Source organism: Pseudomonas extremaustralis (genome assembly GCF_900102035.1).
GTDB lineage: Bacteria > Pseudomonadota > Gammaproteobacteria > Pseudomonadales > Pseudomonadaceae > Aquipseudomonas > Aquipseudomonas extremaustralis.
The window spans coordinates 3,866,355-3,889,046 of sequence record NZ_LT629689.1; the positions used below are offsets into that span (position 1 = coordinate 3,866,355).

Below are 22,692 nucleotides of genomic sequence, written 5' to 3' on the forward strand. Positions count from 1 at the left end.
CTTACCCTAGCCGTTTCTAACAAGAGAGCATGATGGGCGAATTCGATACCATCCGACCTTACAACGACAGCGAAGTCCCGGCAGTGCTGGCACGGCTGTTCAGTGACAAGGCCTTTCTGGACATCCTGACCCACTTTCGCTTCCCGCGCTTTGCCGGCGCCCTGGGCTGGCTGCTCAAGCCAATGATCGCCCGCAAACTGCGCCGTGAGTTCGCCGGCGTCACCACCGTGGCCACGCTGCAGGATAAAGTCGAGTACTACGTCGACCACACCATTGACCGGGCGACCGACGGCGTGACCTACACCGGCGTCGAGCAGCTCAAGTCCGGCACCGCCTACCTGTTTCTGGCCAACCACCGCGATATCGTGATGGACCCGGCCTTCGTCAACTACGCCGTTTACCACGCCGGCCTGCCGACGCCGCGCATCGCCATCGGCGACAACCTGCTGCAAAAGCCGTTCGTCAGCGACCTGATGCGCTTGAACAAGAGCTTCATCGTGCACCGCTCGATCACCGGGCGAAAGGAGAAGATGGCGGCCTACAACCTGCTGTCGGCCTACATCAACCATTCGATCCTCAATGACTGCCAATCGATCTGGATCGCCCAGGCTGAAGGGCGCGCCAAGGATGGGGACGATCGCACCGAGTCGGCGATCCTCAAGATGTTTCACGTCAGCCGCAAGGACGAGCCGTTCGCCGAGGTGATCCAGTCGCTGAACCTGACGCCGGTGTCCATCAGCTACGAATACGACCCCTGCGACGCCGCCAAGGCCCGCGAACTGTATATCCGCGCCACCACCGGCACCTACACCAAGGCGCCGGGGGAAGACGATGTCAGCATCGCCTTGGGCATCACCGGCTACAAAGGCCGGGTGCATGTGAACTTCGCGCCACCGATCACCGAGCGTTTCGAAGACACCAAGCTGCTGGCCGCCGAAATGGACCGGCAGATTCTCGGCGGTTATCGATTGTTTCCGGTGCACTACCTGGCCTATGCCCAATGGGCTGACGCCGACCCGCAATTGCAGGTACCGAAGGCTGCCGAGCTATTCCCGGCCGATGAGTTGGCCAAGGCAAAGGCAGAGTGGGAGCGACGCTTGAACGAATGCCCGGCCGAGCACCGTCCGTTCCTGATGGTGCAATATGCAACACCGGTACGTAATCAGTACCGCGTCAAAGCCGGGATTGCACTGTAGGACTTACAGGCGGGTGCTGAGCCAGGAAGCGGCCAGCGCCAGCACAAGGCAGGCGAACCCGATGCGGTAAGCCACACGGTGCGCCCGTTCGGTGCGCACATCCAGAAACAACATCGGTTGGTCGATCGCGCGGTCTTCGCTTTGCGCGGTCAGGTCGGCCATCGCGCGCTGTTCGCGCAGACGGGTGATGAGCAGCAGTGCCGCGCCAGGGCAGGCCACCGCTAGAGCGACAACGTTGAACAGTAGTGAGCGCAGCGCCATGGTAAACCTCAGTAAAACAGTGTCTTGGTATCGATTCAGATACAAACCTGAACGATAGTGGCCTCCGGCGCCTGAAACGCTCCCTCCCGCATTGATGGCTAATGTATCCAGTAATTTACGGCGTCACCTGAACGTCACCTTAACAGTCCACTCTGTGGCCCTTCGAACGTTCGGGAGCTTGTCATGCTGCACGCGCACAACCAGGATCGGCTGTATCTGATTGCCCCCAGCGAGGAACAAGAGGCGCTGGTCGGCTGCCTGGCGTTCAACGTCCAGGATCGCCACTGGCTGGTGTATTGCGCCCTGGGCGGACACCAGCATGCGGACTTGCCGGAGGCCGATCTGTTGACCGGGGTGAGCCTGCTGGACTTCTGTATTGACACTGCGGCATGAAACTGAGGACGAAAAAAAACCGGGCCCATGGGTGAGCCCGGTTTTTTCAGCCAGCGGTTATTGCGAACTGAGCAATTGACCGATGCTTGGGTCTTTGAACAGGCGGGTCAACGCATCACTCAGCACGTCGCTGACCAGCTTGGTGTTGGTTTCCTGGTTCGGCGCCATGCCGAAGCGCTGATTGAGCGATGCGCCGTAGCGGCCGCTGTAGCGACGGGTGCCGGCGGTGACGTCAGACTTGAACGTCGCACCGATGGAAGCCTCGGTCACATACAGGCCTTCTTTGGGCGACTGGTACTTCAACTCGGCCAGGGTAATGGTCAACTGAGGCGCACCTGGCGAGTTGGCCGGGGTGAAACCCAACAGACGCACGGCGGCTTCTGCCTGGGCCTGCAGCTTGGGCAGCACGTCCTGACCGTTCACCGACACAAGGGCGGTTTCCGGGTACAGCCCGCCACGGGAACCCAAGGTTGGCGATGGACGACCGTCCACCACACGCACCGACACTGGCTGACCATGGCCTACCGGGGCCAACTGCGTCGTGAGTTTCGGCTCGGGGCTCAGTTGTTGCGGGCTGTTGGCGCAGCCAACCAGGGTCAAGCTGGTCACAGTGATCAAACCGAACAACAGGCGTTGCAACATGCTCTTCTCTCCAGAAATCGGGTACCGACAGCCCGGCAGTATAGCGGGGCGCCGCGGCGGGGAACCAGCGCCAGTTAAAACCTATGACCCGCGCCCGCGGTAGCGGTTCGATGTCACCGATATGTCACAGCCGTTACATGGTCTCGTCATCCGGGATAGGCATGCTTGGCCTCAATCTGAAGGAGGTCTATCGCCATGCATTTTCTCTGGTCCCTGTTTGCCAGCAAACCCGCCGTTCGCCAGTTCGCCCTGCTGGATGCGCAAGGCCGCTGCCAGGCGTTCAAAGAATGCGGCCAGCCTCCCGTCGGTGAGGGCTGGGTGGAAATCGAAGAAATTCGCCTGAGCTGGATGCATCGTCCCCTGCCGGCCCATGCCCGTGTCAGCCCACGCCCGGCACGCTCGCCCCGTCACCAACCATTGACCGCCTGACCGAACACCTAATAAAAGTCACAAAACCCGCCCATTTCCCTGACGTTCTTCGCTACAATCTCCCCCCGATTATAAGGACGTCTCCTGATCGGGCCTCGCAACATCGTTAATGCCTCGGCATCAACCCCCCCAGATCGCCCACAGAGAGCCGCCCACACAGATCGAGTGAAGCGGGTGCGCTTGCCGTTTACGTTGCAAACACCCCGTCTTGACCGAATCTGCCAGAGCTGCCATTGCGCTCGGCCACTTGAGTTGTTTGCCCGTATTGCCGCCTGTCGGCAAGGTTGTCCGGGCCAGGTGCCAGGCTGGGGCAGCCCTTTTTTGAGGTTCACGTCTTCAAAAGAGCGTGAAAAAACGGGTTTTCACAACTTCACAAGAGTGTGGCGAGCAAATGAATAGTTTGGCGTTTGTACAAGCACGATCAGCGTCTGAAACAGCCCAATCACACAGGAACGAGCACGCCTTAAAAACCGGAGCTTGAGCCTGTCCGCTACGGATTGGTTGCACGCATCGCACGCTTTGACCATAAGTCGAATTGCCACAGGCGCCCATGAATGCGTTCATAGGCAGATTAGCCCGGCAGGAAGCGTGTGCTGAAGTTGCAAAGAATTGCGAATCGGACATGGCGATCCTGGCCATGGGTAACCTGGGGCAACACGTGAACCGCCCCGTCACTCCTGGCAGCCATGCCGTCAATTTGGTGCTGCAGATTTTGGAGACGCGTTAAATGGCGCATAACGAAGCAGTCGACGTAGTACTGGTAGGGGCCGGCATCATGAGTGCCACCCTGGCCGTGCTGCTCAAAGAGCTCGACCCCGGTCTCAAGCTGGAAGTCGTTGAGCTGATGGATTCGGGTGCCGCGGAAAGTTCTAACCCGTGGAACAACGCCGGTACCGGCCACGCCGGGCTGTGTGAGCTGAACTACACACCGCAGGCCGCCGATGGTTCCATCGACATCAAGAAAGCCGTGCACATCAATACCCAGTTCGAGGTGTCGAAACAGTTCTGGGCGTACCTGACCAAAAAAGGCACGTTTGGCTCGTCCAAATCCTTTATCAGCCCGGTGCCGCACCTGAGTTTCGTGCAGGGCGAAAAAGGCGTGGCCTACCTGCGCAAGCGCTTTGAAACCCTCAGCAAGCACCATGCGTTCTCGGACATGCGCTACACCGAAGACCGCAACCAGATGGCCGAGTGGATGCCGCTGATGATGCCGGGCCGCCCGCTCGACGAAAAAATCGCCGCCACCCGCGTACAGAACGGCACCGACGTCAACTTCGGCGCCCTGACCAACCAGCTGCTCAGCCATCTGACCAGCTCGGCGGACGCCCACGTCAAGTACAGCAAGCGCGTCACCGGCCTCAAGCGTAACGGTACCGGCTGGACCGTGAGCATCAAGGACGTCAACAGCGGCAACAGCCGCGAAGTGGACGCCAAGTTCGTGTTCCTCGGCGCCGGCGGCGCGGCCCTGCCGCTGTTGCAGGCCTCGGGCATCGAAGAAAGCAAAGGCTTCGGCGGCTTCCCGGTCAGCGGCCAGTGGCTGCGTTGCGACAACCCGGAAGTGGTCAAGCACCACCAGGCCAAGGTCTACAGCCAGGCCGCCGTGGGTTCGCCGCCAATGTCCGTGCCGCACCTGGACACCCGCGTGGTCGATGGCAAGAAGTCCCTGCTGTTCGGACCTTACGCCGGCTTCACCACCAAGTTCCTCAAGCACGGCTCGTTCCTCGACCTGCCGCTGTCGGTACGTGCCGGCAACATCGGTCCGATGCTGGCCGTGGCCCGCGACAACATGGACCTGACCAAGTACCTGGTCAGCGAAGTGATGCAGTCCATGGAACAGCGCCTGGAATCCCTGCGCCGCTTCTACCCGCAAGCCAAAGCCGAAGACTGGCGCCTGGAAGTGGCCGGCCAACGGGTGCAGATCATCAAGAAAGATCCGAAGAAAGGCGGCGTGCTGCAGTTCGGCACCGAGCTGGTCGCGGCCAAAGATGGTTCGCTGGCCGCACTACTGGGCGCTTCCCCAGGCGCATCGGTGACCGTGTCGATCATGCTGGAACTGATCGAGCGCTGCTTCCCGACCAAGGCGGCCGGTGAGTGGGCAGCCAAGCTGCATGAGATCTTCCCGGCCCGTGAGAAGGTCCTGGAGACCGACGCCGAGCTGTACCACAAGATCAACGCGCAAAACAACATCAGCCTGGAATTGGTTGAGCAAAGCAGCGAGGCCGAAAGCTTCGCTTGAGGCCTGCGCCTGTAGGAGCGAGCTTGCTCGCGAGAATGGTTAACGATAACGCGGCGTGTCTGGTTTGACGTGGCGTTCTCAGGTTCTTCGCGAGCAAGCTGGCTTCTACATGAAGACATAAAAACGCCCCGCTCTCGTAATGAGAGCGGGGCGTTTTTGTATGTCCCGGGTAATCAGCCGCGGGCGTTTTCGATCAATTCGATGTACTCGGCGGCGTTGCGCTGGTCTTTGATCAGGTCGACAAAGGTCTGACCCTGTTCATCCTTGCCGTCGAGGTCCAGGCCGGCTTCCTTGAAAAAAACCAGGAACCGCTCGAAGTCGTCGATACGCAAGCCACGGTAGGCCTTGATCAGTTTGTGCAGGGACGGTGAAGTCTTGTCGACCGGTTCAAAGGCCAGGAATAACTTGATCTGGTCGTCGCCAATCTCGTCACCAATCACCTGTTTCTTATCTTTACGCATTACCGACTCCAGCCTGCAGACATTTACACGGGGCTTGAAGTCTACCTGCGAGGGGCGCACTGCGGAAGCGCTGAGAACCACTGTGGGAGGGGGTCTCAGCGTTCTCCCTACTTGGCGCGCACAGCGCCGGTGTGCAGATCCGCCCAGATATGCCCGTTGGCATAACTGAGGAATTGCACATACACCGTGTCATTGCGTAGCAGGTCGACAATCACGCGGTATTGGGCCACGGGATAAGACAGGGTCAGTGTCCTGGTCGCATCATCGAAGGCCGGCTTTTTCAGGCTTTTGCTTTCGGCATCGAAGTTGAGCACCACTTGGGCGATGGTCGCACCTTTGTTCAGGGGCTTGCCCTTGAGGCGGATCATCAGCGGCGAGGTGACCGGGATCGGTTGCTGGCTGGATTGGCGCTGATTGCCCACCACCACCGCGAACTCGGTGACTTGCAGCAACTGCTGCTGGTCAGGCTTTTCAGCGCGCAGGGTGAGGTCATCCGGCGGCAGGAATTGGCCGTGCATCGGCGCGGGCGCCGCAGCCAGCGGCAAACTGAGGGTCAGCGCCAAGGCGGCGCAGGTACGTATCAACAGGCTCATGGGCCGCTCCGTGCGAGATAGCCCAGCACTGTAGCTCAATCGAACTGGGCAAGCATCCAGCGTTGATACTCGACCACACCCGCATCGCCTTCGCGGGGCGCCCAGTCCGCCAATTCGCCATCGCCGACCGGCCGATAGGGCCCGGCCTTGCACTCGAACATCACCGTATCAGGCGCCAGCACCACCAGGCCGTGGAATACCCCCGGCGGCAGATCGACGCCCGAACACTCGCCGCCCGCCTGCATCACGCGCTTGGCGATCACTTCACCGCTGTCGCTGAACACCAGCACACCCAGGCGCCCCTGGAGCACCAACAGGGTTTCCGCCTTGTCCGCGCTCAGATGCCGATGGGGCGGCACGTAGGTGCTGGGTTGCAACCCCACGGCCAAACGATGGCAAGGTTCTTCCATCTGGTGGAAGTTGTGGTGGTGACGACCGCGAGGGCTGGCACCCGCCTTCTGGGCCAATTCGGCAAACAGGGTCTGATCAAGAAAGCGGGTCATGGCTTACATCCCTTTGACGGCGTAAATCCCATTGGCGTTGCGCCAATAGCCTTTGTAGTCCATGCCGTAGCCGAAGATATAACGGTCGATGCACGGCAGGCCGACGAAATCGGCTTTCATTTCCGGGCGCGCCTTGCGGTCGTGGTCCTTGTCGATCAGCACAGCGGTGTGCACTTTGCGCGCGCCGGCGTGTTTGCAGAAGTCGATGATCGCGCCCAGGGTGTGACCTTCGTCGAGGATGTCATCGATGATCAGCACGTCGCGGTCGATGAACGAGACTTCCGGCTTGGCTTTCCAGAACAGGTCGCCGCCGCTGGTTTCGTTACGATAGCGGGTAGCGTGCAGGTAGGACGCTTCCAGCGGGAAGTGCAGATGGGTGAGCAATTTGCCGGCGAAGATAAGGCCACCGTTCATCACGCAGAACACCACCGGGTTGGTGTCGGCCATTTCGCGGGTGATCTGCGCCCCCACCTTGGCGATCGCCTCTTCGACTTGCGCTTCGGTATACAGGCAGTCAGCCTCGCGCATGATTTGACGGATATGCTCGAGATCAGCGGACATGGCGCTCTCCAAGGGGGTGCTGTGGCAAGAAAAGCGGGCAAAGGTACGCATGTGAGGCGCAACGTTCAAGCCTTAATGGACTAACGTGCTAGATGTCTATAGGACAACACCCTCGGATAGATTAATCTAGCAGCCTGTCGGACTTGAATTCATAAATGGACAGAGCGCGACAAAGACAAAGCGAATTGCCCACTATTTGAGCGTTTTTAACCGGTTGTTGCCCTGAATTTCCTGAATTCGAGCGGATTCAGCCTCTGTTCACGCATTTTGAACGGAATGCGGGCGCAACGTGGCCATGCGTTTCAAGTTCCACGCCAGGCACACCAGGGTCCATTCGTTCTGGACATTCGCCAGACCGCGCAGCAGGAACTGACGGAAGCCCATCACCGACTTGATGATTCCGAATACCGGTTCCACCGTCTGCTTGCGCTGCCCATAGGCCGCGCGCCCGGCCTTGGTCTTGAGTCGGTGCTTCATTTTGTCGACCGGACTGGTCGGCTCCGATGACGCTGCCGGCTCTTCGAAACGCTCGCGCCAGTGCCGATGGTGGGCGTCGCGGCCCACGGCAATCAGGGGCTCGATCCTGGCGGCCTCGCAGGCTTCGACATTCTTCTCGCTGAAGTAGCCGCTATCGGCCAGGAATTTCTCCGGCTGGTTCAGCTCCTCGGGAAGCGCTTGAAGCTTGGCCAGCATCGGTACGACCTGTTCCTTGTCGTTGCCCGCCTGGGTCACATGCGGCGCCATGACCAACATGGATTCGCTATCGACCAGCGCTTGGGCGTTGTAGCACTGCTCGAAGCCGCCACCAGCCACCTTCATGATGCGCGACTCTTCGTCGGTCAGGTTGATCTGGTCGTCCGGGCGCGGGCCCACCTGCGGCGGCTTCGGCGGTTTGCCTCCAGGCTTCTTGCCGTTGGCCTTTTCCTTGGCCTCGCGCTTGTCCAGCTTGGCTTGATACTCGGCCTGCTCGCGCTCGAGGCGTTCCTTGGCCCGCGCTTCGATCTTGGTCTTGGCTTCTGCTATGGCGGCCAGGCGGTCTTCGCGCCGCTTGATCTCGTCGGGCAGACTGACCCCGTCGGGGAGGTCGCTCTGATCGGCCGCTTCTGCCAGCTTGAGCATCTCCTGGACCTCGGCCTTTAGCTGGGCCTCGATCTTCTCGGCGTGAGCATAGGACAGGGCGCTGTGCCGCGAGGCATTGGCGTGGATCTTGGTGCCGTCCAGACTGACCGTGCCAAAACGCGAGACTTGGTTCTCGCGCGCGATTTGCAGTACCTGCACAAAGGTCGCGGCGAACTGCTCTCCGTGGCGACGGCGGAAGCTGGCCAGGGTGTCGTGATCCGGGTGCTGGTCGCAGGCGATAAACCGGAACGCCAGGGAGTCATAGCTGGCTCGCTCGATCTTGCGGCTTGAATACGCACCCGTGGCATAGCCGTAGATCAGCAACGACAGCAACATAGCCGGATGGTAGGCAGCGCTGCCACGGCCCGCATAGACGCTCTCCAGCTTCGACAGATCCAGGCCCTCTACGACCTCCACCACGTAGCGCGCCAAATGTGACTCGGGCAGCCAGTCCTGCACCGACGGCGGGAGCAAGTAGTCGATTTCGCGGTTTATCGGTCGAAAGCGGCTCATACAGTCAGGTTCCAGGAGCGATGCGCAATTCTACCGGCGAGGGGAAAAGTCCGACAGGCTGCTAGGCCGGTTTTTTTGCCCGCCGCCGGAGCCTTTCCCATGCCCACTCGCGAGATCCGCCACCCGCTGATCCGACACAAACTCGGCCTTATGCGCCGCGCCGACATTAGCACGAAGAACTTCCGCGAGCTTGCTCAGGAAGTCGGAGCGCTGCTCACTTACGAAGCCACCAAAGACTTGCCCCTGGAAACCTATGAAATCCCAGGTTGGGCCGGTCCCGTCCAGGTCGAGAAAATCGCTGGCAAGAAAATCACCGTGGTGCCGATCCTGCGCGCCGGTATCGGCATGCTCGAAGGCGTCCTCAGCCTGATCCCGGGCGCCAAGGTGAGTGCCGTGGGCGTGGCCCGCAATGAAGAGACCTTGCAGGCCCACACCTACCTGGAAAAACTCGTACCGGAAATCAACGAGCGGCTGGCGATGATCATCGACCCGATGCTCGCCACCGGCAGCTCCATGGTGGCCACCATCGACCTGCTGAAAAAAGCCGGTTGCAAGGACATCCGCGCCATGGTGCTGGTGGCCGCGCCCGAAGGCATCGCCGCCGTCGAGAAAGCTCACCCGGATGTGCAGATCTACACCGCCTCCATCGACGAACGCCTGAATGAAAACGGCTACATCATCCCAGGCCTGGGCGATGCCGGTGACAAGATCTTCGGCACCAAGCAGAAGGACGCGTGAGCATGCAGGATGAATTCAACGACCCGCTTTGGCGCCAGATCCTGTCTGGCGCACAAATGCTCTTCGTAGCATTTGGCGCGCTGGTGTTGATGCCGCTGATCACAGGTCTTGATCCAAACGTCGCACTGTTCACCGCAGGCCTGGGCACGCTGTTGTTCCAGGTGGTGACAGGGCGGCAGGTGCCGGTATTCCTGGCATCGAGTTTTGCCTTCATCACCCCGATCATTCTCGCCAAGGGCCAGTTCGGCCTCGCGGCGACAATGGGCGGGGTGATGGCAGCCGGCTTCGTTTATACGTTCCTCGGCCTGGCAGTGAAGATCAAGGGCACCGGTTTTATCGACCGCTTGCTACCGCCGATCGTCATCGGGCCGGTGATCATCTCCATCGGCCTGGCCATGGCGCCGATCGCCGCGAATATGGCGATGGGCAAATCCGGTGACGGCGCCGAGCTGATCCATTACCAGACCGCGATGATGATCTCGATGCCAGCCCTGCTGACCACCCTGATCGTGGCGGTGTTCGGCAAAGGCATTTTCCGCCTGGTGCCGATCATCTCCGGCGTGCTGGTGGGCTTTGCCATGTCGTTCTACTTTGGCGTGGTCGACACGGCAAAGATCGCCGCAGCGCCGTGGTTCGCCCTGCCCCACTTCACCGCGCCGGAGTTCAACTGGCAGGCGATCCTGTTTATCGTCCCGGTGGCCCTGGCCCCGGCGATCGAACATATCGGCGGTGTGATTGCGGTGGGCAGCGTGACCGGTCGCGATTACCTGAAGAAGCCTGGCCTGCACCGCACCTTGCTCGGTGACGGCATTGCCACCACGGCCGCCGGCCTGTTTGGCGGCCCGCCGAACACCACCTACGCCGAAGTGACGGGCGCGGTGATGCTGACCAAGAACTACAACCCGAAAATCATGACCTGGGCAGCGGTGTTTGCCATCAGCCTGGCGTTTATCGGCAAGTTCGGCGCGCTGTTGCAAAGCATCCCGGTACCGGTGATGGGCGGGATTCTGTGCTTGCTGTTCGGCTCGATTGCCGCGGTGGGGATGAACACGTTGATCCGCCACCGGATCGACCTGGGCGAAGCGCGCAATCTGGTGATTGTGTCGGTGACCCTGGTGTTCGGCATTGGCGGTGTACTGGTGGGTACCGGCACCGGCCCGGATGACTTCGGCCTCAAGGGCATCGCCCTGTGTGCGGTGGTAGCGATTGGCTTGAACCTGCTGCTACCGGGCAATGATGGCTGGAAGAACAAGAAATCGGACGAGCCATTGCTGTAATTCGTAACACAACCCAATGTGGGAGGGGGCTCGCCTCCTCCCACATTTGATTTCAGCGTCGGTTAAAGCTGGCCCAGGCCATCAACCAACGCCTGGTTCTGCTCAGGCGTGCCGATACTGATCCGCAGGAACTGGGCAATCCGCTCCTGCTTGAAGTGCCGCACGATTACCCCTTGCTCACGCAACTTGGCGGCCAGGCCGGCCGCATCGTGCCGAGGGTGGCGGGCGAAGATGAAGTTGGCTGCTGACGGCAACACTTCAAACCCCTTGCCTTCCAACTGCGCGACCAGCGTGTTGCGGCTGTCGATCACCCACTGGCAGGTCTTTTCGAAGTATTCACGATCCTCGAACGCCGCTGCTGCGCCGACAATCGCCAAACGATCCAGCGGATAAGAGTTGAAGCTGTTCTTGACCCGCTCAAGCGCTTCGATAAGGTCCGGGTGGCCAACTGCCAGGCCCACGCGCAAACCGGCCAACGAGCGCGATTTGGACAGGGTCTGGGTCACCAGCAGGTTCGGGTAGCGATCCACCAGGCTGATCGCGGTTTCGCCGCCGAAGTCGATATAGGCCTCATCGACCACCACGACCGAATCCGGGCTGGCCTTGAGGATCTGCTCCACCGCCTCCAGCGCCAATACGCAGCCGGTCGGCGCGTTCGGATTGGGGAAGATGATCCCGCCGTTCGGCCTGGCGTAGTCCGCCACACGGATCTGGAACTGTTCATCCAGCGGCACCGGGTCGGACTCGATGCCATAAAGGCCGCAGTACACCGGATAGAAGCTGTAGCTGATATCCGGGAACAGCAGCGGCAAATCGTGTTGGAACAAAGCGTGGAAGATGTGCGCCAGGACTTCATCGGAACCGTTGCCCAGAAACACTTTGCCCGCATCGACGCCGTAATACTTGGCCACGGCCTGCTTGAGCAGGTCGCTGTTGGGGTCCGGGTACAGACGCAGGTTATCGTTCAACTCGGCCTGCATCGCGGCCAGCGCCTTGGGCGACGGACCGTAGGGGTTTTCATTGGTGTTGAGCTTGACCAGCTTGGTCAGCTTCGGCTGCTCGCCGGGCACGTAAGGCACCAGGTCCTTGACGAAGGGGCTCCAGAATTTGCTCATGTCTCAGTTCCCCTTCTTGTCTTCAAGGATGCGGTATTCGGCGCTACGGGCGTGGGCGCTCAGGGATTCGCCACGGGCCAGCACCGAGGCGGTCTTGCCCAGTTCGGAAGCGCCTTGTGGCGAGCAGAAGATGATCGACGAACGCTTCTGGAAGTCATACACCCCCAGCGGCGACGAGAAGCGCGCAGTGCCGGACGTCGGCAACACATGGTTGGGGCCGGCGCAGTAGTCGCCCAAGGCTTCGCTGGTGTGGCGGCCCATGAAGATCGCACCGGCGTGGCGAATCGACGGAAGCCAGGCCTGGGGGTCGGCCACGGACAGCTCCAAGTGCTCCGGCGCAATGCGGTTGGCCACTTCGATAGCCTGTTCCATGTCACGCACCAGAATCAGCGCACCGCGACCGTTGATCGACTTCTCGATGATCTCGGCGCGGTCCATGGTCGGCAGCAATTTATTGATGCTGGCGGCGACCTTGTCGAGGAACTCGGCATCCGGGCTGACCAGGATCGCCTGGGCGTCTTCGTCGTGCTCGGCCTGGGAGAACAGGTCCATGGCGATCCAGTCCGGATCGGTCTGGCCATCACACACCACGAGGATTTCCGAGGGGCCGGCGATCATGTCGATACCGACCTGGCCAAATACATGGCGCTTGGCAGTAGCAACGTAGATGTTGCCGGGGCCGACCACCTTGTCGACCATCGGCACGCTTTCGGTGCCATAGGCCAACGCCGCGACAGCCTGGGCACCGCCGATGGTGAACACGCGGTCGACACCGGCGATACAGGCGGCGGCCAGCACCAGCTCGTTGATTTCACCGCGCGGAGTCGGTACCACCATGACCACTTCGGTCACGCCAGCCACCTTGGCGGGAATCGCATTCATCAACACCGACGACGGGTACGAAGCCTTACCGCCCGGCACGTAAAGACCGGCACGGTCCAGCGGCGTGACCTTCTGGCCCAGCACGGTGCCATCGGCCTCGGTGTAGCTCCAGGAATCCTGTTTCTGTTTTTCGTGGTAGCTGCGCACCCGCGCCGCCGCCAATTCCAGGGCTTCGCGCTGAGGGACAGTGATGCGCGTCAGGGCAAGCTCCAGGCGCTCGCGCGGCAGGATCAGATCCGCCATGGACTTGACGTCCAGGCCATCAAACTGGCGGGTGAAGTCCACCAGCGCAGCGTCGCCACGCTCGCGCACGGCCTTGATGATGTCGAGTACCCGCTGGTTGACCGAGTCGTCGGACACGCTTTCCCAGCTCAGCAAATGATCCAGATGGCGGGCGAAATCCGGGTCGGCAGCGTTGAGTCGGGCAATTGCAGTGGACGTGGTCATAGCGAGGGCCTCATAGGATTGGCAAAAACTCAGGCGCCCTAAACTAGCAGTCGTTTCCGCTTGGGCACCTGAGAATTCTGGCTATGAGGCGGATAGACGGGCGCAGCTTTTCAGCTACGCGGGTTGGTCAACCGCGGTGTCGAGACTCCACTGCGTTGCGCAGGGTGTCGATCAACGCCTGGATACGGGCGTGCTGCATCTTCATCGATGCCTTGTTGACGATCAGCCGGGAGCTGATGTCGGCGATGAAATCCTGGGGTTCGAGACCGTTGGCACGCAGGGTGTTGCCGGTGTCGACCACGTCGATGATCTTGTCGGCCAGGCCGATCAGTGGCGCCAGCTCCATCGAACCGTAGAGCTTGATGATGTCGACTTGACGGCCTTGTTCGGCGTAGTAGCGCTTGGCGACGTTGACGAACTTGGTGGCCACCCGCAGGCGACCTTTAGGCTCGACGTCACCGACCCGGCCGGCGGTCATCAGCTTGCACAGGGCAATGCGCAGGTCCAGCGGCTCGTACAGGCCCTGGCCACCGTACTCCATCAGCACGTCTTTACCGGCGACGCCCAGGTCGGCCGCGCCATGTTCAACGTAGGTCGGCACGTCAGTAGCCCGCACGATCAACAGGCGAACGTCGTCCTGGGTCGTGGGGATGATCAGCTTGCGGCTCTTGTCCGGATTCTCGGTCGGCACGATGCCCGCTTCAGCCAGAAGCGGCAAAGTATCGTCAAGGATGCGGCCCTTGGACAGTGCGATGGTCAACATGGGAAACGTCAGTCCTTTATCAGGCTATTGCTGTCCGGTCGCAAACGGCGCCAGACACAGATCGAGGCCATTACAGCCTCGATTTGAAACAAATCAATCAACCGCAAACCGTGGCGAGGGCACTTGCCCCCCAGCGGGAGCAAGCGCCCTCGCCACAATTACCGCCCCTGGGACTAGCCCGGTACGCGGCGGATCTTAGCGCCGAGCATCTGCAGTTTTTCTTCGATGCACTCGTAGCCACGGTCGATGTGGTAGATGCGGTCGATCAGCGTGTCACCTTCAGCGCACAGCGCGGAGATTACCAGGCTGGCCGAGGCCCGCAGATCGGTGGCCATGACCGGGGCGCCCTTGAGCTTGTCGATGCCGGTCACGATGGCCGTGTTGCCTTCGACCTGGATCTTCGCGCCCATGCGGTGCAGTTCGTACACGTGCATGAAGCGGTTTTCGAAGATGGTCTCGATCACGGCACCGGTGCCTTCGGCAATTGCGTTCAGGGAGATGAACTGCGCTTGCATGTCGGTCGGGAACGCCGGGTACGGGGCTGTCCGTACGTTGACGGCTTTTGGCCGCTTGCCGTGCATGTTCAGCTCGATCCAGTCTTCGCCGGTGGTGATTTCAGCGCCGGCTTCCTTGAGTTTTTCCAGTACGGACTCAAGGATCGTCGGATCGGTGTCCTTGACCTTGACGCGGCCACCGGTGACGGCGGCGGCAACCAGGTAGGTCCCGGTCTCGATGCGGTCCGGCATCACCTTGTAGGTGGCCGAATGCAAGCGCTTCACACCTTCGATGGTGATGGTGTCGGTGCCGGCGCCACTGATCTTGGCGCCCATGGCGATCAGGAAGTTGGCCAGGTCGACCACTTCCGGCTCTCGCGCGGCGTTTTGCAACACGCTGCGGCCGTTGGCCAGGGCCGCGGCCATCATGATGTTCTCGGTACCGGTCACGCTGACGGTATCAAAGAAGAAGTTCGCGCCACGCAGGCCACCTTCCGGTGCTTTGGCCTTGATATAGCCGCCTTCGACGTCGATGGTCGCACCCATGGCTTCGAGGCCACGGATATGCAGGTCCACCGGACGCGAGCCAATGGCGCAACCGCCAGGCAGAGCCACTTCAGCCTCGCCGAAACGGGCAACCATAGGGCCCAGGACCAGGATCGACGCACGCATGGTTTTCACCAGTTCATACGGGGCGATCAGGGTCTTGATGGTGCGTGGATCGATTTCGACGGACAGTTTCTCGTCGATCACCGGCTCAATGCCCATGCGACCGAACAACTCGATCATGGTGGTAATGTCGTGCAGGTGCGGCAGGTTGGCCACCGTCACCGGGCCATCACACAGCAGGGTCGCTGCCAGGATCGGCAAGGCGGAGTTTTTCGCACCGGAGATGCGGATCTCGCCATCAAGGCGGGCACCACCGGTAATAATCAATTTATCCATAAGAATCTCGACGCCTTGGGGGCTCAGGTGCGCTCGGCCCAGGCCGCGCGGCTGAAAAATTTCATAGTGACCGCATGGATGCTGCCATCGGTGATCCACGGGTTCAAATGGGCATAGATCTGCTGTTGACGCTTGACCGGGCTCAATGCCGCCAGTTCATCGCTAATCACGTTCAGCTGGAAATTGCAGCCTTCGCCTTCAACCGCAACCTCAGTATTCGGCAGCTTTCCTTCAAGGAAGCTCTTAACTTCTAGGGCCTGCATGCTCAACCTCTATCGGCGCCCAGTGCGCGCGGGTCGCACATCATACAAAAAAGCCCCGCGCCTGCGAACCCCGCATAGCAGGACTCTGACGGGGGGCCTTTTCGATAATGTGTATTAAGGATGCGCCAACAGCTCCGTCAGACCGGAAACCTCGGCAATTTCGCGCATGTCATCGGGCAACGCACGGATGCTGACTGGCTTTTTTGCGGCCTCGGCATCACGTATGAAGCACAGCAACAACGACAGGCCAACACTGCTGGACTTGGTGACCGCCGAGCAATCGATCACCAGCGCAGGCGCAGTGCTGGACTCGATCAGGGCCTGGCCCTGCTTGCGCAGGTCAGGCCCGGTGCGGTAATCCAGCACGCCGCTGAGGAACAGCTCGCCGGCATCGCCAAGACGAACGGCCGACTCACTCATTGCGCTGGCTTCCCGGCAGCTTTTTTATCGGTCTCTTCCTTGGCCTTGGCGACCTCACCAGCCCAACCATTGATGGTCTTGTCCAGGTCATTGCCATTGCGCTGCATCGCGTCGGCGAACTGATCGCGGAACAGCTTGCCAATGTTGATACCGTTGATGATGACGTTACGCAGTTTCCACTCGCCGTTGATCTTCTCCAGGGTGTACTGCACCGGGTAGATCGCGCCGTTGTTGCCCTTGACGGTCATGCCAACGCTGGTGCGGTCGTCCGACTCATCCTTGGCAGGGTCGACGGTGATCCCCTGGTTGTTGTACTCGAGCAGGGCGTTGCCATAGAACTGGAACAGGCCCTTCTTGAAGTTATCCTGGAACCGTTTCATTTGGTCAGGAGTGGCCTTGCGCGAATACTTGACCGTCATGATGCTGCGGGAAATACCTTCGGCGTCGACCACCGGGCCGACGATAGTGTTCAGCGCGTCGTAAAACTTACTCGGGTCTTGCTTGTACTGCTCTTTATTGGCAGTCAGGTCAGCCAACATCTTGTCGGTCGTTCCCTTTACCAGATCGTGCGCAGAACCTGCCGCGTTCGCCATCAACGGCAGTGCTGCAAGCAGCACAAGAAGGCCACGTCGCAAGGTAGAGATCATGTACAGATTCCTCATTTGGCGTCTTTATTGACCGTATTGAGCAGGAATTTACCGATCAGGTCTTCAAGCACCAGTGACGACTGCGTGTCGTGGATGGTCGAGCCATCCTTGAGCAGGGCTGTTTCCCCACCCACACTGATACCGATGTACTTTTCGCCCAGCAGACCCGCGGTCAGGATGGATGCAGTGGAGTCGGTCGGCAGGTTATTAACCTTCTTGTCCAGTTGCATTGTCACTCGCCCGGTGAAGCTGTCGCGATCCAGATCGATTGCAGTGACCTTGCCGATGGTGACACCGGCCATGGTCACCTTAGCTCTGACAGTCAAACCGGCGATATTGTCGAAGTATGCGTAAAGTTTATAAGTATCGGCAGTGGGGCTGCCCGATAGGCCACTGACCCGCAGGGCCAGCAACAGTAAAGCCAGGATGCCAGCCAGCAAGAAAAGGCCGACACCGATTTCCACAGTGCGGTTTTGCATCAGAAATCTCCAAACATCAAGGCGGTCAAAATGAAGTCAAGGCCCAGTACCGCCAACGAGGCGTACACAACGGTCTTGGTGGTGGCGCGACTGATCCCTTCTGAAGTGGGCTCACAGTCGTAGCCTTGGAATACGGCGATCCAGGTCACTACAAAGGCAAAGGCGATGCTTTTTATGATGCCGTTGAGCACGTCGCCACGGAAGGCTACGCTGTTTTGCATGTTGGCCCAGTAGGAGCCGTCGTAGACACCCAACCAGTCAACCGCCACCCACGAACCGCCCCAGATCCCCACAACGCTGAAAATCATCGCCAGCAGCGGCAGGGAAATGAAACCGGCCCACAGGCGTGGGGCAACGATGTACTTGAGCGGGTCCACACCGATCATTTCCAGGCTGGACAGCTGCTCGGTGGACTTCATGTTGCCGATTTCGGCGGTCAGTGCGGAACCTGCGCGTCCGGCGAACAACAACGCAGTCACCACCGGCCCGAGCTCACGCAACAGCGTCAGGGCAACCATCTGCCCCACCGCCTGCTCCGAACCATAGCTGGAAAGGATATTGAAGCCCTGCAACGCCAGCACCATGCCGATGAATACCCCGGAGACCACAATGATCACCAGGGACATCACTCCCACCGAATGCAACTGTTTGATCAGCAGGCCGAAACTGCCACCAATGCCGCCGCGACCGAGCAGGGCGTGGAACAGGAAAATCGTCGAACGGCCCAGCACCTCGATGATATCGATGCCGGAGCGACCGAAAAGGCGAACCTTCTCGATAAGAGATGTCTTGCGCATCAGCGCTTCCCCAGAAGATCTAAGCGGTAATCCGCTGCCGGAAAGTGAAAAGGCACAGGGCCGTCAGGATCGCCGGTCATGAATTGGCGAATGCGCGGGTTGTCTGCATTCATCAATTCTTCAGGCGTGCCCTGGCCCAGCACCTGACCATCACCTACTACATACAGGTAGTCGGCAATGCTCGCGGTTTCTGCAAGATCATGGGACACCACAATGCTGGTTATCCCCAACGCGTCGTTGAGCAGGCGGATGAGGCGCACCAGTACGCCCATGGCGATGGGGTCCTGGCCGACGAAGGGTTCGTCGTACATGAGAATCTGTGGATCGAGGGCAATGGCCCGCGCCAGGGCGACCCGACGCTTCATGCCGCCGGACAATTCATCGGGCATCAGGTCAAGCGCACCACGAAGGCCCACCGCCTGCAGTTTCAGCAACACAATGTCACGAATCATTTCATCGGACAGTTGGGTATGCACCCGCAGCGGAAACGCCACGTTCTCGAAGACATCGAGATCAGTGAACAGCGCGCCGCTCTGGAACAGCACGCCCATGTGCTTGCGCGCATCGAACAGCTCGCTGCGCGACAACGTCGGCAGGTTCTGACCGTTGACCCACACTTCGCCGGCATTGGGACGAAGTTGCATGCCCATCAGGCGTAACAGGGTGGTCTTGCCGCAACCGGAAGGCCCCATGATGCCCGTGACCTTGCCGCGGGGAATGCGAATATCGACGTTATTGAAGATGCTGCGCGTCCCGCGCTTGAAGGTCAGTCCCTTCAGCTCGACCGCGTAGGCGTTATCGGCACTCATCTAAACTCCTTGGGATGCAGCCTTTCACTCAGACACCACGCATGCGACAAACGTTTGCAACGGTAGCGCAACAGATAGCCACATAGGCTGGGCGGACCGAACTGGCGGCGAACTATATCACTGCTAGGACAACGCCCCCAAGACCGGAACAGCGCTTGTTCAGACCCTAGACAGGGAAAAAACGTTGCGGGGCATGTTACCAAAGAGGGAACCTCAGGCGCCTGACGACGAAAGCCTGACGAACTTGCGTGAGGGAATTGATCATTACCGCTATAATCGCCGACTTTTCGTCAGGCTATACGATTTCAGACATGAGCCAATCCAGCGACCTTATTCAATCCGCACAACGCACCATCCGCCTAGAGCTTGAAGCCGTAGAGGGCTTGCTGCCCCATATCGACGCGGATTTCGTACGCGCCTGCGAGATGATTCTGGCCAGCAAAGGCCGCGTTGTCGTAGTGGGCATGGGCAAGTCGGGCCATATCGGCAACAAAATCGCCGCCACCTTGGCCAGCACCGGGACCACGGCATTTTTCGTGCACCCGGCCGAGGCCAGCCATGGCGACATGGGCATGATCACCAAGGATGACATCATCCTGGCGCTGTCCAACTCCGGCACCACCAATGAAATCGTGACCCTGCTGCCGCTGATCAAGCGCCTGGGCATCAAGATGATCAGCATCACCGGCAATCCGGAGTCGACCCTGGCCAAGGCCGCCGAGATCAACCTGAATGTCCACGTGACCCATGAAGCCTGCCCGCTGAACCTCGCGCCCACCTCCTCCACCACTGCTGCCCTGGTCATGGGTGACGCCCTGGCCGTGGCGTTGCTGGAAGCCCGTGGCTTTACCGCTGAAGACTTCGCGTTTTCCCACCCGGGTGGCGCCCTCGGCCGTCGCCTGTTGCTCAAAGTGGAAAACGTCATGCATTCGGGCGATGAATTACCCCACGTCCAGCGCGGCACCTTGCTTAAGGAAGCGCTGATGGAGATGACACGCAAAGGCCTGGGCATGACCGTCATCCTGGAAGCCGACGGACGCCTGGCCGGAGTGTTCACCGATGGTGACTTGCGTCGCACCCTGGACCGCACCATCGATATCCACACCGCCACCATCGACACAGTGATGACGCCCCACGGCAAGACAGCGCGCCCCGAAATGCTGGCGGCCGAAGCCTTGAAGATCATGGAAGACCACAAGATCGGCGCACTGGTGGTGGTCGATAGCGATGACCGCCCGATTGGCGCCCTGAACATGCACGATTTGCTGCGTGCGGGAGTGATGTAAATGACCAGCGACCTGTTACAACGCGGCAAGCACATCAAGCTGGCTATTTTCGACGTTGACGGCGTACTGACCGATGGTCGCCTGTACTTTCTCGAAGACGGCAGCGAATTCAAGACGTTCAATACCCTCGACGGCCAGGGCATCAAGATGTTGATGGCTTCGGGCGTGCAAACGGCGATCATCAGCGGCAGAAAAACTCCCGTTGTGGAACGCCGCGCACAAAACCTGGGGATTCCTCACCTGTATCAAGGCCGTGAGGATAAACTGGCGGTTCTGGACGAGCTTCTTGGCCAACTCAACCTAAGCTACGAGCAGGTCGCCTACTTGGGCGATGACTTGCCCGACCTGCCGGTGATCCGTCGCGTGGGCCTGGGCATGGCCGTTGCCAATGCCGCGGCGTTCGTTCGCCAGCACGCCCATGGCATCACCGCCGCGCGCGGTGGCGAAGGTGCAGCCCGCGAGTTCTGCGAGTTGATCCTGCGTGCCCAGGGCAGCCTTGAAGCGGCCCACGCCGCCTACCTATAGAGCGTTTTATGCTGAGCAAAAAGATTCGCAACTTCCTGCTGTTCGCAGTCATCGCCGCGTTATTCCTGGCGGTGGGCTACTGGAATATCAGCCCGGAGCGCTTTCTCGACCAGCCTGCAGCGCAGGTCGACGAAAGTGCAATCGACTACTACGCCACCAACGCCAAAAGTGTGCAGTTCCTGCCTGACGGCAAGTTGCAGTACGAGATGACCTCGGACAAGGTCGAGCATGTGAAGGCGACCGAGGTCACCCTGCTGACAAACCCGGACATGAATATCTATCGCGGCACCGAGTTTCCATGGCACGTCACCAGCAAGCGCGGCGAGGTCAACCCGGACGGTACCGAAGTAGAACTGATCGACTCGGTGCGCGTTGCGCGTACCGATGCCAAGAACCGCGACACGGTGATTACCACCAGCCGCATGACCGTATTCCCGCAGAAGCAATATGCGCAGACCGAGCAAGACGTTAGAATCGACGGCGCTGGCGGTGTATCGACTGGCAAGGGAATGAAAGCGTATTTGAAAGAAAGCAGGATACACCTGCTATCGAACGTAAGAGGACAGTATGAGGCTCGTTAAAACTCTCCCTATTTTGCTCAGTCTGGGCGCAGCACTGGGAAGCGTGAGCGCCTGGGCTCTGCCGAACGATAGCCAGCAACCGATCCATATCGCAGCCGACGATGCGCAACTGGATGACAAGCAAGGCGTTGCCACTTATACCGGCGCCGTGATCATCACCCAGGGCTCGATGAAGATTACCGGCAACACGGTGACACTGACTCGCACCTCATCCGGTGACATTGACGTGGTCACTTCGGTCGGCAACCTGGCTTACTTCGAGCAGAAGCAGGCGGCCACCGACACTGCCCCGATGAAAGGCTACGGTAAAACCATCCAGTACCACGCTCAGCAAAACCGCATTGTCCTGATCGACCAGGCCAAGGTGCTCAGCCCCGATGGCAACTCCACGGAAGGTGAAAAGATCACCTATGACACCGTGAAACAGATTGCTAACGCCGGTCGTGCCAATGGCAACAAGGTCACCGCGCCGCGCCCACGTATCGACATGGTTATCCAGCCGAAGAAGAAGGCCGAGTAATGGCAACCCTGAAAGCCCAGCATCTGGCCAAGGCCTACAAAGGCCGTCAGGTCGTGCGCGACGTCAGCCTGTCGATCGACAGCGGCCAGATCGTCGGCCTGCTCGGCCCTAACGGCGCCGGCAAGACCACTTGCTTCTATATGATCGTCGGGCTGGTCCAGGCGGATCAGGGGCGCGTCCTGATCGACGACCTGGATGTCAGCCACCAGCCGATGCACGGTCGCGCCCGCGCTGGCATCGGCTACCTTCCGCAGGAAGCATCGATTTTTCGCAAACTGTCGGTAGCCGACAACATCATGGCGATCCTCGAGACCCGCAAGGAACTCGACCGTGACGGGCGTCGCAAGGAACTGGAAAGCCTGCTCCAGGAATTCCACATCAATCATATTCGCGACAACCTCGGCATGAGCCTGTCCGGTGGCGAGCGTCGCCGCGTGGAAATTGCCCGGGCCCTGGCCACCAACCCCAAGTTCATCCTGCTGGACGAACCGTTTGCAGGCGTCGACCCGATCTCGGTAGGCGACATCAAGCAGATCATCCACCACCTCAAGGCCAAGGGCATTGGCGTGCTGATCACCGACCACAATGTCCGTGAGACCCTCGATATCTGCGAAACCGCGTATATCGTCAACGATGGACAGCTGATTGCCGAAGGCGATTCCGCGACCATCCTTGCCAACGAACTGGTCAAGGAAGTGTACCTGGGTCACGAGTTCCGCCTGTAACTACCGTGGTGTCACGGCCGTTCGCCAAGGCGCGCGGGAGTCAATGAAAACCTCCGGATTTTTATTGTTACC

At 60.0% G+C, this 22,692-nt stretch carries 28 protein-coding genes; 11 read left to right on the forward strand and 17 right to left on the reverse strand.

The genetic code is table 11. The features are described 5' to 3' along the window. Positions 1–32 precede the first annotated feature (32 nt). Positions 33–1,196 carry a 1-acyl-sn-glycerol-3-phosphate acyltransferase gene (locus BLR63_RS17830; RefSeq protein WP_193384743.1) on the forward strand — a complete coding sequence of 388 codons (1,164 nt, stop codon included), beginning with the start codon at positions 33–35 and terminating at the stop codon, positions 1,194–1,196. 3 nt (positions 1,197–1,199) lie between these two features. Here the strand turns inward: BLR63_RS17830 and BLR63_RS17835 are convergent, their stop codons facing one another. Beyond that, a complete protein-coding gene (locus BLR63_RS17835) occupies positions 1,200–1,457 on the reverse strand; it encodes a hypothetical protein (protein WP_010565720.1) in 258 nt (85 codons plus the stop codon). 183 nt (positions 1,458–1,640) lie between these two features. On the opposite strand from BLR63_RS17835, the gene BLR63_RS17840 reads away from it, so the two are divergent. Continuing rightward, a complete protein-coding gene (locus BLR63_RS17840; protein ID WP_010565721.1) occupies positions 1,641–1,850 on the forward strand; it encodes a hypothetical protein in 210 nt (69 codons plus the stop codon). 57 nt (positions 1,851–1,907) lie between these two features. Here BLR63_RS17840 and BLR63_RS17845 read toward each other — a convergent pair whose 3' ends face one another. After that, entirely contained in the window at positions 1,908–2,492 is a 585-nt protein-coding gene (locus tag BLR63_RS17845; RefSeq protein WP_010565722.1) for a YajG family lipoprotein, read from the reverse strand. 195 nt (positions 2,493–2,687) lie between these two features. On the opposite strand from BLR63_RS17845, the gene BLR63_RS17850 reads away from it, so the two are divergent. Further along, on the forward strand, positions 2,688–2,921 hold the full coding sequence (locus BLR63_RS17850) for a hypothetical protein (RefSeq protein WP_010565723.1): 234 nt from the start codon (positions 2,688–2,690) through the stop codon (positions 2,919–2,921). A gap of 727 nt (positions 2,922–3,648) precedes the next feature. After that, positions 3,649–5,157 carry a malate dehydrogenase (quinone) gene (gene mqo, locus BLR63_RS17855; RefSeq protein ID WP_010565724.1) on the forward strand — a complete coding sequence of 503 codons (1,509 nt, stop codon included), beginning with the start codon at positions 3,649–3,651 and terminating at the stop codon, positions 5,155–5,157. Positions 5,158–5,330: 173 nt separating this feature from the next. Here the strand turns inward: mqo and BLR63_RS17860 are convergent, their stop codons facing one another. The 5 genes from BLR63_RS17860 to BLR63_RS17880 form a co-directional block, all read right to left on the reverse strand. Next, on the reverse strand, positions 5,331–5,618 hold the full coding sequence (locus BLR63_RS17860) for a PA4642 family protein (protein ID WP_010567712.1): 288 nt from the start codon (positions 5,616–5,618) through the stop codon (positions 5,331–5,333). Between the two features lie 107 nt (positions 5,619–5,725). Next, complete coding sequence (locus BLR63_RS17865) at positions 5,726–6,211, reverse strand: hypothetical protein (protein ID WP_010567711.1); 486 nt, start codon at positions 6,209–6,211, stop codon at positions 5,726–5,728. Positions 6,212–6,246: 35 nt separating this feature from the next. Continuing rightward, on the reverse strand, positions 6,247–6,714 hold the full coding sequence (locus BLR63_RS17870; RefSeq protein ID WP_010567710.1) for a WbuC family cupin fold metalloprotein: 468 nt from the start codon (positions 6,712–6,714) through the stop codon (positions 6,247–6,249). A gap of 3 nt (positions 6,715–6,717) precedes the next feature. Then, complete coding sequence (locus tag BLR63_RS17875) at positions 6,718–7,275, reverse strand: hypoxanthine-guanine phosphoribosyltransferase (RefSeq protein ID WP_010567709.1); 558 nt, start codon at positions 7,273–7,275, stop codon at positions 6,718–6,720. Between the two features lie 258 nt (positions 7,276–7,533). Then, positions 7,534–8,907, reverse strand: coding sequence for an IS1182 family transposase (locus BLR63_RS17880; protein WP_003458619.1), 1,374 nt, complete (start codon positions 8,905–8,907; stop codon positions 7,534–7,536). Between the two features lie 99 nt (positions 8,908–9,006). Here BLR63_RS17880 and upp point away from each other — a divergent pair, with 99 nt between their 5' ends. Together upp and BLR63_RS17890 are read left to right on the forward strand one after the other, a co-directional pair. Continuing rightward, positions 9,007–9,645, forward strand: a complete 639-nt coding sequence (gene upp, locus BLR63_RS17885; RefSeq protein ID WP_010567708.1) for a uracil phosphoribosyltransferase — start codon at positions 9,007–9,009, stop codon at positions 9,643–9,645. Positions 9,646–9,647: 2 nt separating this feature from the next. Beyond that, the gene (locus tag BLR63_RS17890) at positions 9,648–10,922 is read left to right on the forward strand and encodes a uracil-xanthine permease family protein (protein ID WP_010567707.1); all 1,275 of its coding nucleotides are present in this window, start codon (positions 9,648–9,650) and stop codon (positions 10,920–10,922) included. A 62-nt stretch (positions 10,923–10,984) separates the two neighbouring features. On the opposite strand, the gene hisC is transcribed toward BLR63_RS17890, so the two are convergent. The 10 genes from hisC to BLR63_RS17940 form a co-directional block, all read right to left on the reverse strand. After that, complete coding sequence (gene hisC / locus BLR63_RS17895; protein WP_010567706.1) at positions 10,985–12,037, reverse strand: histidinol-phosphate transaminase; 1,053 nt, start codon at positions 12,035–12,037, stop codon at positions 10,985–10,987. A 3-nt stretch (positions 12,038–12,040) separates the two neighbouring features. Continuing rightward, on the reverse strand, positions 12,041–13,366 hold the full coding sequence (gene hisD / locus BLR63_RS17900) for a histidinol dehydrogenase (RefSeq protein WP_010567705.1): 1,326 nt from the start codon (positions 13,364–13,366) through the stop codon (positions 12,041–12,043). A 127-nt stretch (positions 13,367–13,493) separates the two neighbouring features. Then, positions 13,494–14,129, reverse strand: a complete 636-nt coding sequence (hisG, locus tag BLR63_RS17905) for an ATP phosphoribosyltransferase (RefSeq protein ID WP_010567704.1) — start codon at positions 14,127–14,129, stop codon at positions 13,494–13,496. Positions 14,130–14,302: 173 nt separating this feature from the next. After that, on the reverse strand, positions 14,303–15,568 hold the full coding sequence (murA, locus tag BLR63_RS17910; protein WP_010567703.1) for a UDP-N-acetylglucosamine 1-carboxyvinyltransferase: 1,266 nt from the start codon (positions 15,566–15,568) through the stop codon (positions 14,303–14,305). Positions 15,569–15,591: 23 nt separating this feature from the next. Continuing rightward, on the reverse strand, positions 15,592–15,831 hold the full coding sequence (locus BLR63_RS17915) for a BolA family protein (RefSeq protein WP_010567702.1): 240 nt from the start codon (positions 15,829–15,831) through the stop codon (positions 15,592–15,594). 114 nt (positions 15,832–15,945) lie between these two features. Next, the gene (locus BLR63_RS17920) at positions 15,946–16,251 is read right to left on the reverse strand and encodes an STAS domain-containing protein (protein ID WP_010567701.1); all 306 of its coding nucleotides are present in this window, start codon (positions 16,249–16,251) and stop codon (positions 15,946–15,948) included. Then, entirely contained in the window at positions 16,248–16,898 is a 651-nt protein-coding gene (locus BLR63_RS17925; RefSeq protein WP_010567700.1) for an MlaC/ttg2D family ABC transporter substrate-binding protein, read from the reverse strand. Before BLR63_RS17925 ends, BLR63_RS17920 begins: the two co-directional genes overlap by 4 nt. A gap of 11 nt (positions 16,899–16,909) precedes the next feature. Then, positions 16,910–17,377: an outer membrane lipid asymmetry maintenance protein MlaD gene (mlaD, locus tag BLR63_RS17930; RefSeq protein ID WP_010567699.1), complete on the reverse strand. Its 468-nt coding sequence runs from the start codon at positions 17,375–17,377 to the stop codon at positions 16,910–16,912. Then, positions 17,377–18,174, reverse strand: coding sequence for a lipid asymmetry maintenance ABC transporter permease subunit MlaE (mlaE, locus tag BLR63_RS17935; RefSeq protein WP_010567698.1), 798 nt, complete (start codon positions 18,172–18,174; stop codon positions 17,377–17,379). Before mlaE ends, mlaD begins: the two co-directional genes overlap by 1 nt. Next, positions 18,174–18,983, reverse strand: coding sequence for an ATP-binding cassette domain-containing protein (locus BLR63_RS17940; RefSeq protein ID WP_010567697.1), 810 nt, complete (start codon positions 18,981–18,983; stop codon positions 18,174–18,176). Before BLR63_RS17940 ends, mlaE begins: the two co-directional genes overlap by 1 nt. Positions 18,984–19,294: 311 nt before the next feature. Here BLR63_RS17940 and BLR63_RS17945 point away from each other — a divergent pair, with 311 nt between their 5' ends. From BLR63_RS17945 to lptB, 5 genes are read left to right on the forward strand one after another with little or no spacing between them, the layout of a single operon-like run. Further along, positions 19,295–20,269, forward strand: coding sequence for a KpsF/GutQ family sugar-phosphate isomerase (locus BLR63_RS17945; RefSeq protein ID WP_010567696.1), 975 nt, complete (start codon positions 19,295–19,297; stop codon positions 20,267–20,269). Next, entirely contained in the window at positions 20,270–20,794 is a 525-nt protein-coding gene (locus BLR63_RS17950; RefSeq protein WP_010567695.1) for a KdsC family phosphatase, read from the forward strand. It abuts the gene before it with no gap. 8 nt (positions 20,795–20,802) lie between these two features. Further along, on the forward strand, positions 20,803–21,375 hold the full coding sequence (lptC, locus tag BLR63_RS17955) for an LPS export ABC transporter periplasmic protein LptC (RefSeq protein ID WP_010567694.1): 573 nt from the start codon (positions 20,803–20,805) through the stop codon (positions 21,373–21,375). Continuing rightward, positions 21,362–21,895 (forward strand): lipopolysaccharide transport periplasmic protein LptA, encoded by a 534-nt coding sequence (gene lptA, locus BLR63_RS17960; RefSeq protein ID WP_042947753.1) that lies wholly within the window; start codon positions 21,362–21,364, stop codon positions 21,893–21,895. Before lptC ends, lptA begins: the two co-directional genes overlap by 14 nt. Then, positions 21,895–22,620, forward strand: a complete 726-nt coding sequence (gene lptB, locus BLR63_RS17965) for an LPS export ABC transporter ATP-binding protein (protein ID WP_010567692.1) — start codon at positions 21,895–21,897, stop codon at positions 22,618–22,620. The genes lptA and lptB overlap by 1 nt, the downstream gene beginning before the upstream one ends. Positions 22,621–22,692 lie beyond the last annotated feature (72 nt).

Bases quoted from the DNA above. Each gene is read 5' to 3' on its own strand.
- mqo (WP_010565724.1), top strand. From the start codon at position 3,649: ATGGCGCATAACGAAGCAGTCGACGTAGTACTGGTAGGGGCCGGCATC.
- upp (WP_010567708.1), top strand. From the start codon at position 9,007: ATGCCCACTCGCGAGATCCGCCACCCGCTGATCCGACACAAACTCGGC.
- lptA (WP_042947753.1), top strand. From the start codon at position 21,362: ATGAGGCTCGTTAAAACTCTCCCTATTTTGCTCAGTCTGGGCGCAGCA.
- BLR63_RS17890 (WP_010567707.1), top strand. From the start codon at position 9,648: ATGCAGGATGAATTCAACGACCCGCTTTGGCGCCAGATCCTGTCTGGC.
- BLR63_RS17920 (WP_010567701.1), bottom strand. From the start codon at position 16,251: ATGAGTGAGTCGGCCGTTCGTCTTGGCGATGCCGGCGAGCTGTTCCTC.
- BLR63_RS17880 (WP_003458619.1), bottom strand. From the start codon at position 8,907: ATGAGCCGCTTTCGACCGATAAACCGCGAAATCGACTACTTGCTCCCG.
- lptB (WP_010567692.1), top strand. From the start codon at position 21,895: ATGGCAACCCTGAAAGCCCAGCATCTGGCCAAGGCCTACAAAGGCCGT.
- BLR63_RS17850 (WP_010565723.1), top strand. From the start codon at position 2,688: ATGCATTTTCTCTGGTCCCTGTTTGCCAGCAAACCCGCCGTTCGCCAG.
- BLR63_RS17915 (WP_010567702.1), bottom strand. From the start codon at position 15,831: ATGCAGGCCCTAGAAGTTAAGAGCTTCCTTGAAGGAAAGCTGCCGAAT.
- BLR63_RS17950 (WP_010567695.1), top strand. From the start codon at position 20,270: ATGACCAGCGACCTGTTACAACGCGGCAAGCACATCAAGCTGGCTATT.
- hisD (WP_010567705.1), bottom strand. From the start codon at position 13,366: ATGACCACGTCCACTGCAATTGCCCGACTCAACGCTGCCGACCCGGAT.
- hisG (WP_010567704.1), bottom strand. From the start codon at position 14,129: ATGTTGACCATCGCACTGTCCAAGGGCCGCATCCTTGACGATACTTTG.
- hisC (WP_010567706.1), bottom strand. From the start codon at position 12,037: ATGAGCAAATTCTGGAGCCCCTTCGTCAAGGACCTGGTGCCTTACGTG.
- BLR63_RS17835 (WP_010565720.1), bottom strand. From the start codon at position 1,457: ATGGCGCTGCGCTCACTACTGTTCAACGTTGTCGCTCTAGCGGTGGCC.
- BLR63_RS17840 (WP_010565721.1), top strand. From the start codon at position 1,641: ATGCTGCACGCGCACAACCAGGATCGGCTGTATCTGATTGCCCCCAGC.
- BLR63_RS17870 (WP_010567710.1), bottom strand. From the start codon at position 6,714: ATGACCCGCTTTCTTGATCAGACCCTGTTTGCCGAATTGGCCCAGAAG.
- BLR63_RS17925 (WP_010567700.1), bottom strand. From the start codon at position 16,898: ATGATCTCTACCTTGCGACGTGGCCTTCTTGTGCTGCTTGCAGCACTG.
- BLR63_RS17860 (WP_010567712.1), bottom strand. From the start codon at position 5,618: ATGCGTAAAGATAAGAAACAGGTGATTGGTGACGAGATTGGCGACGAC.
- BLR63_RS17865 (WP_010567711.1), bottom strand. From the start codon at position 6,211: ATGAGCCTGTTGATACGTACCTGCGCCGCCTTGGCGCTGACCCTCAGT.
- lptC (WP_010567694.1), top strand. From the start codon at position 20,803: ATGCTGAGCAAAAAGATTCGCAACTTCCTGCTGTTCGCAGTCATCGCC.
- mlaE (WP_010567698.1), bottom strand. From the start codon at position 18,174: ATGCGCAAGACATCTCTTATCGAGAAGGTTCGCCTTTTCGGTCGCTCC.
- BLR63_RS17940 (WP_010567697.1), bottom strand. From the start codon at position 18,983: ATGAGTGCCGATAACGCCTACGCGGTCGAGCTGAAGGGACTGACCTTC.
- BLR63_RS17845 (WP_010565722.1), bottom strand. From the start codon at position 2,492: ATGTTGCAACGCCTGTTGTTCGGTTTGATCACTGTGACCAGCTTGACC.
- BLR63_RS17945 (WP_010567696.1), top strand. From the start codon at position 19,295: ATGAGCCAATCCAGCGACCTTATTCAATCCGCACAACGCACCATCCGC.
- BLR63_RS17875 (WP_010567709.1), bottom strand. From the start codon at position 7,275: ATGTCCGCTGATCTCGAGCATATCCGTCAAATCATGCGCGAGGCTGAC.
- murA (WP_010567703.1), bottom strand. From the start codon at position 15,568: ATGGATAAATTGATTATTACCGGTGGTGCCCGCCTTGATGGCGAGATC.
- mlaD (WP_010567699.1), bottom strand. From the start codon at position 17,377: ATGCAAAACCGCACTGTGGAAATCGGTGTCGGCCTTTTCTTGCTGGCT.
- BLR63_RS17830 (WP_193384743.1), top strand. From the start codon at position 33: ATGGGCGAATTCGATACCATCCGACCTTACAACGACAGCGAAGTCCCG.